Genomic DNA, 16,100 nt, shown 5'->3' on the forward strand with positions numbered 1-16,100 from the left:
ATTAGTAAGTAAAAATATAGTATTTCATGTTACAGTAAATAATAAAAAGTATATTTTTGCGTTCGTAACTAAAGGTTATTTTCTGGAAAAAACAGCGAAATAAAATTATGAGAACAGATGTTGCCAATTAAATGTTAATTATTATATTGCAGCACCTAAATTTATCACCTAAGAATGAGTATGAAAGTAAACAAAATTGTAGTCTTGCAGTTAATGATGTCAATGGTATTGATGTTGGGCACGGCTAGTTGTAGCAAAAAATCGAGTTCGAGCCATGCTTCTAGAGCTACAGGCTGGGATGTAGATAGTCAGAATGGAACTGCTGCCAGAAATGCAGGTAAAAAACAACAGGCTGGTCCTGGTTTGGTTTTTGTTGAAGGAGGTACGTTTACTATGGGTAAAGTACAGGATGATGTTATGCATGATTGGAATAACACGCCAACTCAACAACACGTTCAATCATTCTATATGGATGAAACCGAAGTTACAAACGGTATGTACTTAGAATACCTAGAGTGGTTAAAGAAAGTTTTCCCGCCAACAGAAGAAAATTACAAAAACATTTACGAAGGAGCGTCTCCTGATACATTAGTTTGGAGAAATCGTTTAGGATACAACGAAACGATGACTAACAACTATTTAAGACACCCATCTTATGCTAACTATCCTGTAGTTGGTGTTAACTGGATTCAAGCAGTTGAATTTAGTAAATGGAGAACAGACCGTGTTAACGAGGCTGTTTTAGAAAAAAATGGATATCTTAAAAAAGGTGCTAAAACAAATGATGTAAGTGCTGAAAGTTTATTTAATACTGAAGCTTACATGGCTTCTCCATCTACTACTTATGGTGGAAATGAAGAATTAGTGTTAAAGAAAAACCCTAATGGAAGAAAACCTAGAGCTGGTAAAGATGGTGTAGTTCCTGAAGAGAAAAACGTTTATGCTCAGCGTTCTTCTGGTATTATTTTGCCAGAATACAGACTTCCTACTGAAGCAGAATGGGAGTATGCAGCTGCTGCTGATGTTGGACAAAGAGAATACAACATTTACAAAGGACAAAAGAAATATCCTTGGTCTGGAGATTATACACGTTCTAACAAACGTAAAAATAAAGGTGACCAATTGGCTAACTTTAAACAAGGAAACGGTGACTACGGTGGAATTGCAGGTTGGTCAGATGACGGAGCTGATATTACAAATGAAGTTAAAAGTTATGCTCCAAACGATTTCGGTCTTTATGATATGGCTGGAAACGTTGCAGAATGGGTGGCTGACGTTTACAGACCTATTATCGATAACGAAGCAAATGATTTCAACTACTTCAGAGGTAACCAATATGCTAAAAACAAAATTGGTAAAGACGGTAAACTTGAAATCGTTTCAACTGCTAACATTAAATATGATACTTTAAGTAATGGTAAAGTTGTTGCAAGAAACCTTCCAGGAGAAATTGCTCAAGTACCAGTTGACGAACAAGAGACTTATTTAAGACAAAACTTTAGCACAAGCAACAATATCAATTACAGAGATGGTGATAAACAATCTTCTAGATATTTTGATTTTGGTGATTCAGAGTCTGGTTCAAAAGCAGAACAGGCAATGTACAACTCTCCTAAACATAATGTAACAACAGATAGTTTAGGAAAAATGATCAGAAAATATGATAACTCTAGTAAGCGTACTACTTTAATCGATGATAAAGTAAGAGTTTACAAAGGAGGTTCTTGGAGAGATAGAGCTTACTGGTTAGATCCAGCTCAAAGAAGATACTTCCCACAAGATATGGCAACTGATTACATTGGTTTCAGATGTGCAATGTCTAGAGTAGGTTCTAAAGCTGAAAAAAGAAAATCTCCTAGAAACTAAGATTTAGGAATTATAATATCAAAAATTCCAAATTCCAAGCTGAATTTTCAGTCTGGAATTTGGAATTTTTTTGTTGTTTTTTTCTACTTTTATGACATATTAAAAAAATTATAAATGAATATTCAGGACATTCATAACTTATTTTTACAATGCAGTTCGCTGTCTATTGATACAAGAAAAATTGAAAAGAATTCTATGTTTTTTGCTATCAAAGGAGAGAATTTTGACGCTAATACATTTGCTAAAGAAGCCTTAGATTTAGGTGCTTTATTTGTTGTTATTGATAACGAATCTTACTTTGTTGATGACAGAACGATTTTGGTAAAAAACAGTCTAGAAACGCTTCAGGAATTGGCCAAATTTCATCGTACTTATTTAGCGCTTCCAATTGTTGCGTTAACAGGTAGCAACGGGAAAACTACAACAAAGGAATTGATCAATGTTGTATTGTCGAAAAAGTTTAGAACAAAAGCTACAATTGGCAATTTAAACAATCATATTGGAGTGCCATTAACGTTACTTTCTTTTACGAAAGAGACAGAAATCGGAATTGTTGAAATGGGGGCTAATCACCAAAAAGAAATCGAATTTCTTTGCCAAATTGCACAGCCTGATTTTGGGTATATTACTAATTTCGGAAAAGCACATTTGGAAGGTTTTGGCGGAGTTGAAGGTGTAATTGCTGGCAAGAGCGAAATGTATCAGTATCTTGCAGCAAATCAAAAAACTGTTTTTGTAAATCTGGAAGATCCAATTCAGATTGAGAAATCAAAAGGTATAAAGGCGTTTACTTTTGGAGTAAAAAAAGAAAATGCTGATTTAAATATTCAAAACATTACAGCAAATCCTTTTGTTGCTATTGACTACAATGATTTCACAATTGAGTCTCACTTAATTGGTCTTTATAATGCTAATAATATAAATGCGGCCACAGCAATAGGTAAATATTTTGATGTAAAAGAAAGCGATATCAAGAGCGCTATTGAGAATTATATTCCGGCGAACAATAGATCTCAAATGATGCAAAAAGGTTCGAATGAGATCATTCTAGATGCTTATAATGCTAATCCAAGCAGTATGGCTGTCGCGATTACGAATTTCCTTCAATTAGACAAGAAAAATAAAATTATGATTCTTGGAGATATGTTCGAATTAGGTGATGAAAGTCTTCATGAACATAAAGTTATAGTTGACTCTTTAGCAGATCAAAATCACGCTCTATCTTTTTTAATAGGGAAAGCATTTTTTGCTAATAAGATTTCGAATCAAAATATTCAGTTTTTCGAAACATTCGATGCTTTCGCAGCGTTTTTGAAAACATTCAAATTTGGTTCTAATATGATACTAATAAAAGGTTCTCGAGGTATGGCCTTAGAGCGAACTTTAGATTATATTCAATAAAAAAAAGCCATTCAAATACTGAATGGCTTTTTTTTTAAATGCTCATTAAAAATCCGATTAGGTTTTCTTTTTTGTTTAACCCTAATTTTTTTCTTAAACGATAACGGGCTAATTCCACTCCGCCTGTTGAAATATTCATAATTTCAGCTATTTCTTTGGTAGACATATTCATTAATAAATAAGTAGATAAATCTAATTCTCGTGGAGAAATAGTTGGGTATTGCCCTTTTAATCGTTTCAAAAACTCAAAATGAACGTTTTTAATGTGTTTTTCTAAGTCTTTCCAACTCTTGTCGGTATTTACTTCTTTTACGATGCTTTTATGCAGTTTGCTAAATTCAGCTTTAGTGGTTTCATCTAAGATTCCAGTATCAATATCTTTTAGTTTATGAATGATTCCGTTTAGAACTTTATTCTTTTTTACAACTTGTAAGGAATTGTTAACCAGTTCTTTGTCTTTGGCTAAGATTTTAATTTGGAGCTTATCATTTTTCAGCTTTTCAATTTCTTTTTCCAAATCATGTTGCTCATGTCTGATTTTAGATTCCTTTTCAAGATACAGTCTTCTTTGTTCTATAGTTTCATAATACCTGTTTTTTCTAATCTTAAGTTTAATTCTAACCGAAATTAAATATGCACCAAGTAAAATGAGTACTAGGTAGAACAAATAAGCCAAAAAGTGTCTGTACCACGGCGGCGATACAGTAAATTCTACTTCAGTAATGTTAGATTCTATGCCGTAACTATTTCTGGCTTTTAATTTCATTACATAATTGCCTTCTCTTAAATTGGTATATTCTTTTATTGCTGTAGGCGACCAGCCTCGCCAGTTTTCTTCAAAAGGCTCTAACTTATAAGAATACATTACGTTTTCCTGGTTTTCGTAAGTTGGAGACGCAAAAGTAAATTTGACACGATTATATTTATAAGGTATGCTATATGATTCTAGTTTTCGGGTCAAATTGCCCGTTAAAATAGTATCTCCTGGATTCGAAAAGCTTTCAATAAAAGCTTTTGGTTTTGTCATAAAAGTGTTTGGAATTGTAGAGTTATAGTGCGCCAAACGGTCTGTTAATCCAATAAAAATGTTCTGAGGATCTATCGCATTTATAGAAATATAATTGTTTACCAAATTTCCAGTTAAGTTTGAAAAAATAGCTTGTTTCTTAGTGAAAGTTCCGTTTTTGTTTTTAATTAATACACCAATTGATTCATTAAATGCATACCAGAGATTTCCAGATGAATCTTCAATTACAGTGTTAATAGTTGGGATTCCGTTAAATAGATTTGTCATTTTTTTATCTTCAAAAAATGCTTCTTGTTCTACGGAATATCTGAAAAAATGATTTTTTGCTTGAAAATAAACTTTACCGTTGATGTTCTGTAAACTGTTTATTCCCTTATACTTCTCAGATATGTTAACATGTTTTTTTATAAAATCGAATCGTTCCAAATCCTCAGATAATTTTACCTGGTACAAGAACGGATTTTTCTTTAGCCATAAATAATTGGCATCTATTTCTACAGAAAAATTGTTGGTCGTTTCATCAAATCCTTTTACTTGATGTAAATAATCGTAACCAGTTGCAGATCGTTTAAAGACTGAAAATCCGTTATAACTTTCGCCAATAATATAGTTTTCGTGATCAGGAATTTTTTTGAATCCGAAGTATCCTTTATTGTCTAAAATTTTTGAAACTCTATTGTTTTCAATTATCAGCGCCCCGCTATTACTTGCACATATTAATACATTATTTAAGACTTGAATATTCCAAACTTGAGAGATAGTTCCTTCGACCCTTGTAAATGGACTATCTTGAAATGAGCCTCCCCATGTATGATAAAACAGTCCTTGGTTTGTTGCAACATAAAGATTCCCGTTGTAGGTTGTTGAAGCGTATACTGTTCCTATGTTATAACTGTAGTCAAAAAATGAGAAAGGCGAATTTTCGTTTATAAATGTTATACCATTATCAAGGCCAAGCCAAATATTCCCTTTGTTGTCAACAAAAGAAGCTAAAATTGTATTGTTTTGAATGCCTTTTTGTCTATTCAGGTGCTGGATTATTTTTCCGTTCAAATCGCAAATAATTGCCCCATTTAATACAGAGTTAAGTATTATAAATTTGTTTTTAATAATAGATCCGCCAAGTGAAGTATTTTTCTTAATGAATTCATTGGCTTCTGTCGCCCATGGTTTGATAACACCATTTTCAGATACAAAAAGTCCTTTTTCTAAAGTAGCGTAAAGCAATTTATTATTTGGCAATGGAAAAAGAGACCATATCTCTTTGTCATTAAAAAAAGTGGTGCCTTTAATTGCTGTAAGTTTTCTGTTTTTGTATTCAAGTAAGCCTAATGTTTTGTCTTGAAAATAAAGACGATTATTTACTAAGAATGAAAATTGAAAGTTATGAGGAGCGGTAAGTGTTGTGACTTTTTCGTTTTTTAGAAAAAACACTTTGCTAAAAGACTGAAAAATGACTTCTCCATTAAAAATATGGATCCTCCATATAAGGTTGATGTTTTCTTTGTCTGTTGGACTTAATAGATTGTATAGAGAATGATATTTTAAAATTCCTCTTTCATCATTTTTAAAATACCCAAATTCGTTATTTCCTCCAACAAATATTCTTCCTAAAGCATCAATTTTTAAACTTCTAATTTCTGATTTATTTGGCAAAGAGTATTTATGCCAGTTTGAACCATCAAATTGAATTAATCCGCTATTGTTGGCAAAATAAATAATTCCGTTTTTGTCCTGATCGATGCTCCAGTTTTGAGTTCCACCTTTATATTCAGATCTTTTATAATTTTTTATATCTGGAATTCCAATATTTTTTACCTGTGAAAAACCTTTTAAATATAAGAATAGTAATAAAATTAGCGTAAAAGGCCGAATTGTAAATTTCATAATATTTTAAATATGTTTTTATTATAAGTAAGCTTATTTGACTTTTATGTTGTTGATTTATCAATTGTGATAAAATGTATTTTTTTGTTTTTTTCAAAAATATAAAGTAATTATATATTGTAAACCTATGTAATATACATTTTTTTTAATTAACATTTTTGTAACAAATTTTTTAAAAATGTAATATTCATAAAATGAGTGTTTTAAAAATAAAAATGTAGTGTTTTTGTTATATGCTACTATTTAGCATGAAGTGTTTTTTGTAAAGATTCTAAATATGAATTTAGTAAAGTTCAATATTAGCATTGTATTGAATTAGTAATTAATTAACCCAAAATTTTAGAAAAATGAAATTTATAAAATTCTTGTATTTAGAATTAACTGCTCTTTACTTCCCACATTTGCAGATTAGAGATGTTTCTACAAATTTAATAACAGCGCACCTTAAAGAGTTGAAAAAATAGAGCAATTTTTGAGGCTGTATTTCATTCCAATTTCTTTAAGTCAGTATTGAAAGGGCTAAGTAAAATCAGGATGCTTTAAGTTTGGTTTGAGAACCAATCCTTATTGTTGCTACTGAAATGCATGCAGAAATACTTCTTTGTTTAAAAAAAAATGCTTTTAAAAATAGAAGACGGGATTAAGCCGCAATTTCTTCATAATAGATTTCAGTTCTCTTTTTGCGTTAAAACGGCTTTTTTTTAATATTTCACCTCATTATTTTTTAAGACTAAGCTTCAAACAACAGCTTAAAAGTAAATTATTTCCTATAAAATACTTTAAAATAAGAATTTTCTGTAGTTAAAAATAATTATTAAAAATGAAAAAAAAGTGAGGTAAAAATATCATATTCTTTATTTTTTAGAATTTAGAAAAAATCATTTTTTTTTAAATGTAATCATCTGTATTTTAGTTTATTATGTTTCTTTTTGCCTTACTACCACGTTGTAGTTTTGATGGTTTAAAGTAACTATTTGTTCTTATAATATGATGTAGTGTTATTTTTTGAAATTAACTTTTTTTTAGCATTATTTTTTATTCAATTAAACTATTGAAAAACAGATAATTATTATTTTTTTGATGTGTTTTTATAATATTATTTTTTTGTTTTTGATGTGTTTTTGTAGTGAATTTAAGATGTGAAAAGTAAAAATTTAGTTTTAGTATTGCATCAAATTACTAATTAATTAACCAAAATTTTTAGAAAAATGAAATTAACAAAATTACTTGTTTTTTGTATTTCGTCTTTATTATTCTCGGTTATCGCTGTGGCTCAGGATGTCACGGTAAATGGAATGATTAAAGATGAAACTGGTATGCCTGTTCCAGGTGCAACAATTTTATTAAAAGGTACTACTAAATCTACTGCGTCAGATTTTGACGGAAAATTCCAGATGCAGGTACCTTCAAATGGATCATTAACAATTACGTTTATTGGTTACACTACAGTAACAGAAGCAGTAAATGGTAGAACAAAAATTACTATTCAGTTGAAACCAGAATCACAAACTTTAAATGAAGTTGTGGTTGTTGGATATGGTACTCAAAAGAAATCTGTTGTAACTGGTGCAATCTCTAGTGTAAAAGCAGCTGATCTTGAAAAAGTGCCAAACGGACGTGTTGAACAGTCTTTGCAAGGTAGAGTAGCGGGGGTTTCTGTTGCGGCTACTTCTGGACAGCCGGGTGCAGCTTCAAAAGTTCGTGTAAGAGGTATAACTACCTTTAGAGAAGGTGGAAATGATCCTTTATGGGTAGTTGACGGAATTGCTGTAGATGCTGGTGCAGTTGGTTTTATTAATCAATCTGATATTGAATCTATCGAGGTACTTAAAGATGCTGCTTCTGCTGCAATCTACGGTACTCGTGCGGCTACTGGGGTTATCTTAGTTACTACTAAAAAAGGAAAATCAGGGAAAATTTCTGTAAACTATAATGGTTTTGCAGGTATCTCTGCTCCAGCTAGAAGATTAAATATGTTGAATGCTACTCAGTATGCAACTCTTATGAATGAAAAATCTTTAAATGATGGTGGTGGTATTAAATATGCAAATCCAGCTTCTTTTGGTAAAGGTACAGACTGGCAAGATGCAATTTTTAATGACTCTGCTTTCAGATACACACACGAGTTAAGCATTAGTGGCGGTGGTGAAAAATCTACTTTCTACGCTTCATTCGGAATTCAAGATCAAGAAGGTATTGTTGCTACTGATATTTCTAACTATACTAAGAAAAACTTCAGATTAAATTCAACACACAAAATTTCTGATTACTTTACTTTCGGACAGACTTTTGGATATACACACCAAAAAACTAAAGGTATTGGTAACGTAAATAGTGAATTTGGAGGACCTTTAAGTTCAGCAGTTAATTTAGATCCGCTTACTCCATTAGTAGTTACTGATCCTGCTGTTGCAAACACAGGTTACTATACAAACCCAAATGCTATAAGAGATGCAAACGGAAATCCTTACGGAATCTCGTCTTTAGTACAACAAGAAATGACAAACCCTCTAGCATATACTCAAACTAGATTAGGAGGATATGACTGGTCAGATGATTTTGTTGGTAATGCTTATTTAGAGGCTAACATCACAAGTCATTTAAAATTTAGAACAACACTTGGTGGTAAGTTAGCATATTGGGGAAATGAAATGTTTACTCCGGTTAACTTCTTAAACCCAAACATGAAAGCTGATAGAAATAACTATAATCAAAACAATGAAAAAGCGCTTTCTTGGACTCTAGAGAATACCTTATCTTATGCTAACAAATTTGGAGATCATAATGTTAGTGTTTTAGCTGGACAAGGAGCTTATGTTGAAAATATAGGAACTACTATCGGAACGACAATGTTTGGTCTTCCAATTACAAGCTACAAAGATGCTTCTTGGAATTTTGATATTCCTCAGTCTGACAGATCAACTAGAACAAGCGATAAAGTTGAACACAAATTAGCATCATTGTTCTTACGTGCTAACTACGATTACATGGAGAAATATCTTTTCACAGGAATCGTTCGTCGTGATGGATCAACTCGTTTTGGTGAAAACAAAAAATGGGGAGTTTTCCCTTCATTCTCTCTAGGATGGGTACTTTCTAAAGAAGGCTTCTGGAAAGAAAACGATATTGTTAATACATTAAAATTACGTGGAGGTTATGGAGTTGTAGGTAACGATAACATTGATGATTTTAAATATAGAGCGTTGGTTGTTGGAGGTTACAATTATGCTGTTGGAAATACAGGAGATATTACTACAGGATACGGAAACTCTACTTTGCCTAATGCAAATTTAGGTTGGGAAGAAACATCTCAAACAACTGTAGGTCTTGATGCAAAATTATTTAATGATTTTACTCTTACACTAGATTACTACAAAAAAACAACAAAAGGAATCTTAAGAAATGTTGTAATTCCTGGATACGTTGGAGTAGTTGATGCACCTTCTGCAAATATTGCAGATATGGATAATAAAGGTTTTGAGGTTGAATTAGGATACAAGAAAAGACTTGGTGATTTTAATTTAGGTGTTAATGCGAATTTTGCTTACTTGAAAAACGAAATTACTTACGTAGGTTCATCTACTAATTTCATTGTTGGAGACGCTACTTTCCAATCTATGGGACCTGTAACTAGAACACAAGTTGGACACTCATTTAACGAATTCTACGGATTCAAAACAGCTGGAATCTTCCAAAATGAAGCTGAAGTTGCCGCTTATAAAAATGCAGATGGAGCTTTAATGCAACCAAATGCAAGACCTGGAGATTTCCGTTGGGTAGATTCTAATGGAGATGGAAAAATTACTGATGACGATAAACAATTCTTAGGTACAAACATTCCTAAATATACTTTTGGTTTTACAGTAAACTTAGATTACAAGAACTTTGACTTTATGGCATTTACTCAAGGTGCGGCAGGAAGCAAAATCTTCCAAGGTCTAAGAAGGCTAGATATACTTAATGCAAACTATCAGACTAAAGTTTTAGAGCGTTGGGTTGGAGAAGGAACTTCAAACGATTATCCAAGATTGACAAATAATGATCCAAATAAAAATTACACTAACATGTCTGATTTTTATCTTGAAAATGGAAACTATTTACGTTTAAAAGTTGTAACTCTTGGTTACACAATGCCAGCTAGTTTATCATCTAAAATTGGAGCAGATAAATTACGTTTTTACTTAACAGGAGAAAACCTAATCACTTTTACAAAATACACTGGATATGATCCAGAAATTGGAGGTCAAGTTTTTGGTATAGATAAAGGAGTTTATCCGCAAGCAAGATCTATTCTGTTTGGAGCTAACGTTCAATTTTAATAAATTAAAGAATCATGAAAACGATAAAATTTAAATATATATATGTAGCCGTGGCAATGGCTGTCCTAGGATCTTGCTCTGAAGATTTTGTGACTATCGATCCAAAAGGAAAATTCGATACAAGTACCTATTTTTCTAATGAGCAACAATGCTATGCAGCTTTAATTGGTGTTTACGATCCGTTGAGAAAAAACACAGGCGGTTTTGAAAATTTAGTAGCAATGCTAAATGCTGGTTCTGATGATTTTTATGCTGGTGGAGGTAGTTCTACAGACGGAACGGGAATCCAGAATTTCTCTACACACTCGCTTACTTCAATTACTATTCCAGGTAGCTACTGGAGCGATCATTACCAAGGTATTTCTAGAGCAAATATGTTGATATCTAAATTGCCAGCTGCTTCAATGAATGATGCAGTTAGAAGTAGATTTGCAGCTGAAGCTAAAACTTTACGTGCATTTTACTATTTCAATTTAGTTAGACTGTTCAAAAACCTTGCATTAGTTTTAGAGCCGTTAACTACAGAAACAATTTATAACCCTGAGCAAGTTGCTCCAGAGGTAATTTATGCTCAAATAGAAAAAGATTTGACAGAAGCTATTGCTGCTTTACCAAATAAAGTGGATGCAAAAACTGAGGCTGGAAGATTTAACAAAGGAGCTGCTCAAGCGCTTTTAGGAAAAGTGTATTTGTTTGAAGGTAAAAAACCTCAAGCAGCAGCTGTTTTAGCAGAAGTAAACGGTACTCCTGGAGGAGTGAACCAGTACGGTAATGAATTATTAGAGAACTTTAGCGATTTATGGGTTACATCAAACAAATTCAACGCAGAGTCAATAATTGAAGTATCTCACAGTAGTGCAGGAAACTCTGATTGGACATTCTGGGGATCTGGTAAAGATGAAGGAAACTCTTTAAACATTATGGTTGGACCTAGAGGATATTCTAGACCAAAAGGTTCTGATGCTCCAGATCTTCCTGCAGGATGGGCATTTAACGTTGCAACTCAAAAACTTTATGATGCAATGCAAGGTGATCCACGTAAGGATGCTACAATTCTTGATTTAAAAGCATTAAAAGCAGCTGGAAAAGCAGATTATATTCCAGCTTACCAAGACACTGGATATTTCTTGAACAAATATCTTCCAAGACAGTCAGATGTTAGTACAGGTGGAGGTAACTCAGAGTTAAACTACAAACAAAACTCTTATGTAATCAGACTAGCAGATACTTACCTAATGGAAGCAGAAGCTTTAGGATCTGGACCAAGAGCACAAGCTTTACTTGATGCAGTTAGAAAAAGAGCCGGATTAACTCCTGTTCCTGTAACGTTAGCAGCTATTAAGCACGAAAGAAGAATGGAATTAGCAGGTGAAGGACATAGATTCTTTGATTTAGTAAGATGGGGAGATGCAGCAGCAGCTTTATCTGATAGAGGTTTTGATGCTGGAACAGATGAAATTTTCCCAATTCCGTACACAGAACTTAACGGTACTAAATTGAAACAAAATCCTAATTACCAATAGTATTTACTAATTAACCAAAATAAAAAGAAATGAACCTAAATATATATTTTAGAAAAAGTGTATACCTAATGCTAGTTTTAGCATTAGGAACACTAAACAGCTGTAGCGAAGAAGTTAATGAGAATCCTCTTGTAGCTACAAATATTGATCCTGCGTTTACGATAACGCCAGTTGCAGGTGCTATGAACACTTATCTTTTAACTGCACAGACTACGGGAGTTATTTCTTCACTATGGGATACTGGAGATGGAGCAAGTCCAGGAAAAATGAATCAAGTGATTTCTTTGCCAGATGCAGGAACATACACAATTACGCATACAGCTGTTGGAGCTGGAGCTGCAATGGCAAAATCTTCTCAGCAGATTGTAGTAGCGCAAACAGATCCTGCGAAAGGAAACTTAGTGCAAGGAGGAAAATTTGCAACTGCTGAAGATCAAGCTAAATGGACTAGTGCAAAATTAAGTCCATCAGGAGCAGCTTTCTGGTCTTTCGGTGCTAATGGTGCTACAATTTATTCGCCAGGAGGATGGGCTCAAGAAGGTATTTACCAAGCAATCGAGGTTGTAAAAGATAGAGAATATACTATCGATATGACAGTTTCTTGCCCTAGCGGTTTAAAAGAAACTTTTTTCGAAGTATATGCTGGAACATCAAAGCCACAACCAGGTGTTGAGTATAAAGATAACTTAGTAATGGGTATTGGTACTTGGGATGGTTGCGGAGTAGATAAGTTTTCTGGAAAATTATCTGGAATTGGATGCAAGAAAAATGCTGCGACAGATACAGTTTCTAATGTTGTTAAATTCTCTGAAAGTGGAACAATATATCTTTTAATCAGATCTGGAAGTAATGCTACGGGTAACGAACCAATTACTGTCACAAAAGTTGAGTTCAGAGGAAAATAAAAAGTTAAGTTAAGTTTAAGTTTAAGTTTGGTTGTAAATAGCCCATAATCATTATGAGTATGGGCTATTTTTTAAATCCTTCAAAAGGGTAGAACTCGTTTTTTGATTTCTTCTAAACTTCAATTTAAAAACATAATAATTAGAAGCGAATGAAAAAAAATAGTCTAAAAATTATATGCCTTTTGTTTTCAGCTGCAGCTTTTGCACAACAGCCAAAAACAAAAAAAGAGTTCACAACCGACGGTAAAAAAATAACCGTTTATACTACCGCAGAAAATTCTAAGTTGCGATTAACTACTACAGATAATTTGACTTTTTCTGCTGCAAAACAGCCTCTAGAAACCGAAACTTCTATTTTTGTACAGCCCTCTAAAAAGTTTCAGACTTTTATGGGAATCGGAGGAGCTATTACAGATGCTAGTGCCGAAATATTTGTTAAACTGTCAAAAGAAAAACAAGCAGAATTTTTAAATGCTTACTACGATCAACAAAAAGGTATTGGCTATTCTTTGCTAAGAACAACAATTCAAAGTTCAGATTTTAGCAGTGGAAGCTATTCTTATATCGAAGAAGGAGATAAAGATCTGAAAACTTTTTCTATTGATCACGATAGACAATATCGAATTCCTTTAATCAAACAAGCCATTCAAAAAGCTGGTGGAAAATTGACAACTTATGTTGCGCCTTGGTCACCAAATGCTTTTATGAAAAGCAATAAGAATGTATTAAAAGGAGGAACTTTACTTCCTGAATACTACCAAACTTGGGCTAATTTTTATGTAAAATTTATTAAAGCTTACGAAAAAGAAGGCATTCCGATTTGGGGAACTTCTACTCAAAATGAACCAATGGCGGTTCAGACTTGGGAATCTTGTATTTATACAGCTGAAGCTGAGAGAGATTTTATCAAAAATTATCTTGGGCCAACTTTGAAAAAAGAAAATCTTGGAGATAAAAAAATTATCGTTTGGGATCATAACCGTGATTTGATGAATTATCGCGCCAATGTAATTTACTCAGATCCTGAAGCATCAAAATATGTTTGGGGAATGGGATTTCACTGGTACGAAACTTGGTCTGGCGGTGCACCAATGTTTGATAACGTAGGGAAAGTAAATGAAGCTTATCCAGACAAAAAACTGATGTTTACTGAAGGTTGTATCGAAAAATTTGATGCATCAAAATATCAATTTTGGGGTAATGCTGAGCGTTACGGAATTAACATGATTAATGATTTTAATAACGGAACCGTGGCTTGGACAGACTGGAATATTCTTTTAGACCAGAATGGAGGTCCAAATCATGTTGGAAATTTCTGTTTCGCACCAATTCATGCAGATACAACAACTGGAGAATTAATTTACACTCCATCTTATTATTACATTGGACACTTTTCAAAGTTCATTCGCTTAAATGCAGTTCGTGTAAGCACAGCTGCAAGTAAAAGCGCATTATTAAGCACATCTTTTTTAAATGCTGACGGAACAATGGCAACTATTGTCATGAACCAATCAGCCAATGATCTTACATACAATTTAATTATTGGTGATAAAAAGGCAGAAGTAAAAATTCCGCCACATGCTATACAAACACTTGTTTATTAATATTTTGCAGTAAAGTAATGAAGAGGACTAATTTGAATCATCCATTTTAGTCTTCTCTTGCTTTTAATTTTAAAACGATTATTTAAGCAACATGAAAGTTACCTCACAAATATTTTTATCAGCCTTTGTTCTAATACAATTAAGCTGCTTTACCTCAAAAATAACAGCTCAAAAAAACAGTAAAATAAAGGTTTATACTACTGCCGAAAATACCAATTTGAAATTATCATTATCAAATGATTTTATTTCGAAGAACAACACTACACAACAAAAAACATCAACAGTATCTATTATTGTAAATACTGGAAAAACAGACCAAACCTTTCTCGGAATAGGAGGAGCAATTACAGATGCGAGTGCAGAAGTTTTTGCAAAATTATCGCCTAAAAAACAACAGGAATTTTTAACTGCTTATTACGATAAAAACAAAGGTATTGGGTATACTTTGGCTAGAACAAACATTCACAGCTGTGATTTCAGCAGTGATAGCTATACATATGTTGCTGAAGGAGACAAAGAACTAAAGACTTTTAATATAAACCACGATCGTAAATATAGAATTCCACTAATTAAAAAAGCAATTAAAACAGCCGGCGGAAAACTAACCTTATTTGTTAGTCCATGGAGTCCCCCAGCTTTCATGAAAGACAATAATGATATTTTGCACGGCGGCGTTTTGTTGCCTGAATTTGCTCCAGCTTGGGCACTATATTATACGAAGTTTATAAAAGAGTACGAAAAAGAAGGAATTCCAATTTGGGGATTGACAGTTCAGAACGAACCAATGGCCAAACAAAGTTGGGAATCTTGTATTTATACTCCAGAAGCAGAAAGAGATTTTCTTAAAAATTACCTTGGGCCAACTTTAGAAAGAGAAGGATTGGGGTCTAAAAACGTTATTATATGGGATCATAATCGAGGAGATATGTTAATCAAAAGAGCCAATCTTGTTTTCTCAGATCCTGAAGTTTCTAAATATGCTTGGGGAATTGGATTTCACTGGTATGAAACTTGGAATGGAGGTCCGCCTCAATTCGAATCTGTAGCAAAAGTTCATGAAGCTTTTCCAAATAAAAATCTTCTTTTTACCGAAGGCTGTATCGAAAAATTTGATGCTACAAAATATCAGTTTTGGGGCAATGCAGAGCGTTACGGAATTAATATAATTAATGATTTTAATAACGGAACTGTTGGTTGGACAGATTGGAATATTCTTCTAGATCAAAAAGGAGGACCAAATCATGTTGGAAATTTCTGTTTTGCGCCTATTCACGCCGACATAACAAAAGATGAGTTAATTTATACGCCAATGTACTACTACATTGGGCATTTTTCAAAATTCATTAGACCAAATGCAAAAAGAGTACTTGAAACCATAAGCGACAAATCTTTATTAAGCACATCTTTTAAAAATTCTGACGGACAATTGATTACTGTAGTGATGAATCAATCTGAAAAAGAGATTGTTTATTCTTTAGAAAATCAAACAAAAAAAACAACAATTACAATTCCGGCACACGCTATACAGACAATTGTTTATTAATTGTCAGCTAACTAAATAACCACAA

The 16,100-nt window shown here is 32.9% G+C and carries 8 protein-coding genes; 7 read left to right on the top strand and 1 reads right to left on the bottom strand.

What is annotated here, in order from left to right; all coding sequences use genetic code 11:
- The first annotated feature begins 180 nt into the window (after nucleotides 1–180).
- On the top strand, nucleotides 181–1,866 hold the full coding sequence (gldJ, locus tag AC1Q5Z_RS12345) for a gliding motility lipoprotein GldJ (RefSeq protein ID WP_198854581.1): 1,686 nt from the start codon (nucleotides 181–183) through the stop codon (nucleotides 1,864–1,866).
- 114 nt (nucleotides 1,867–1,980) lie between these two features.
- Nucleotides 1,981–3,267, top strand: coding sequence for a UDP-N-acetylmuramoyl-tripeptide--D-alanyl-D-alanine ligase (locus AC1Q5Z_RS12350; protein ID WP_492445054.1), 1,287 nt, complete (start codon nucleotides 1,981–1,983; stop codon nucleotides 3,265–3,267).
- A 34-nt stretch (nucleotides 3,268–3,301) separates the two neighbouring features.
- On the opposite strand, the gene AC1Q5Z_RS12355 is transcribed toward AC1Q5Z_RS12350, so the two are convergent.
- Nucleotides 3,302–6,181 carry a triple tyrosine motif-containing protein gene (locus tag AC1Q5Z_RS12355; RefSeq protein ID WP_198854579.1) on the bottom strand — a complete coding sequence of 960 codons (2,880 nt, stop codon included), beginning with the start codon at nucleotides 6,179–6,181 and terminating at the stop codon, nucleotides 3,302–3,304.
- A gap of 1,208 nt (nucleotides 6,182–7,389) precedes the next feature.
- Here AC1Q5Z_RS12355 and AC1Q5Z_RS12360 point away from each other — a divergent pair.
- From AC1Q5Z_RS12360 to AC1Q5Z_RS12380, 5 genes are all read left to right on the top strand, one after another.
- Nucleotides 7,390–10,500 carry a SusC/RagA family TonB-linked outer membrane protein gene (locus AC1Q5Z_RS12360; RefSeq protein WP_492445056.1) on the top strand — a complete coding sequence of 1,037 codons (3,111 nt, stop codon included), beginning with the start codon at nucleotides 7,390–7,392 and terminating at the stop codon, nucleotides 10,498–10,500.
- Nucleotides 10,501–10,514: 14 nt separating this feature from the next.
- Complete coding sequence (locus AC1Q5Z_RS12365; protein ID WP_492445058.1) at nucleotides 10,515–12,023, top strand: RagB/SusD family nutrient uptake outer membrane protein; 1,509 nt, start codon at nucleotides 10,515–10,517, stop codon at nucleotides 12,021–12,023.
- Between the two features lie 29 nt (nucleotides 12,024–12,052).
- Nucleotides 12,053–12,928 carry a hypothetical protein gene (locus AC1Q5Z_RS12370; protein WP_492445060.1) on the top strand — a complete coding sequence of 292 codons (876 nt, stop codon included), beginning with the start codon at nucleotides 12,053–12,055 and terminating at the stop codon, nucleotides 12,926–12,928.
- 149 nt (nucleotides 12,929–13,077) lie between these two features.
- Nucleotides 13,078–14,532, top strand: coding sequence for a glycoside hydrolase family 30 protein (locus AC1Q5Z_RS12375; RefSeq protein WP_492445062.1), 1,455 nt, complete (start codon nucleotides 13,078–13,080; stop codon nucleotides 14,530–14,532).
- Nucleotides 14,533–14,623: 91 nt separating this feature from the next.
- On the top strand, nucleotides 14,624–16,075 hold the full coding sequence (locus tag AC1Q5Z_RS12380; RefSeq protein ID WP_343588751.1) for a glycoside hydrolase family 30 protein: 1,452 nt from the start codon (nucleotides 14,624–14,626) through the stop codon (nucleotides 16,073–16,075).
- The last annotated feature ends 25 nt before the right edge of the window (nucleotides 16,076–16,100 follow it).

The organism is Flavobacterium sp. GW823-FHT06G12 (assembly GCF_058794775.1).

Excerpts from the sequence above, each read along its gene's own strand:
- AC1Q5Z_RS12350 (WP_492445054.1), top strand. The coding sequence starts at position 1,981 with ATGAATATTCAGGACATTCATAACTTATTTTTACAATGCAGTTCGCTG.
- AC1Q5Z_RS12375 (WP_492445062.1), top strand. The coding sequence starts at position 13,078 with ATGAAAAAAAATAGTCTAAAAATTATATGCCTTTTGTTTTCAGCTGCA.
- AC1Q5Z_RS12365 (WP_492445058.1), top strand. The coding sequence starts at position 10,515 with ATGAAAACGATAAAATTTAAATATATATATGTAGCCGTGGCAATGGCT.
- AC1Q5Z_RS12355 (WP_198854579.1), bottom strand. The coding sequence starts at position 6,181 with ATGAAATTTACAATTCGGCCTTTTACGCTAATTTTATTACTATTCTTA.
- AC1Q5Z_RS12360 (WP_492445056.1), top strand. The coding sequence starts at position 7,390 with ATGAAATTAACAAAATTACTTGTTTTTTGTATTTCGTCTTTATTATTC.
- AC1Q5Z_RS12380 (WP_343588751.1), top strand. The coding sequence starts at position 14,624 with ATGAAAGTTACCTCACAAATATTTTTATCAGCCTTTGTTCTAATACAA.
- AC1Q5Z_RS12370 (WP_492445060.1), top strand. The coding sequence starts at position 12,053 with ATGAACCTAAATATATATTTTAGAAAAAGTGTATACCTAATGCTAGTT.
- gldJ (WP_198854581.1), top strand. The coding sequence starts at position 181 with ATGAAAGTAAACAAAATTGTAGTCTTGCAGTTAATGATGTCAATGGTA.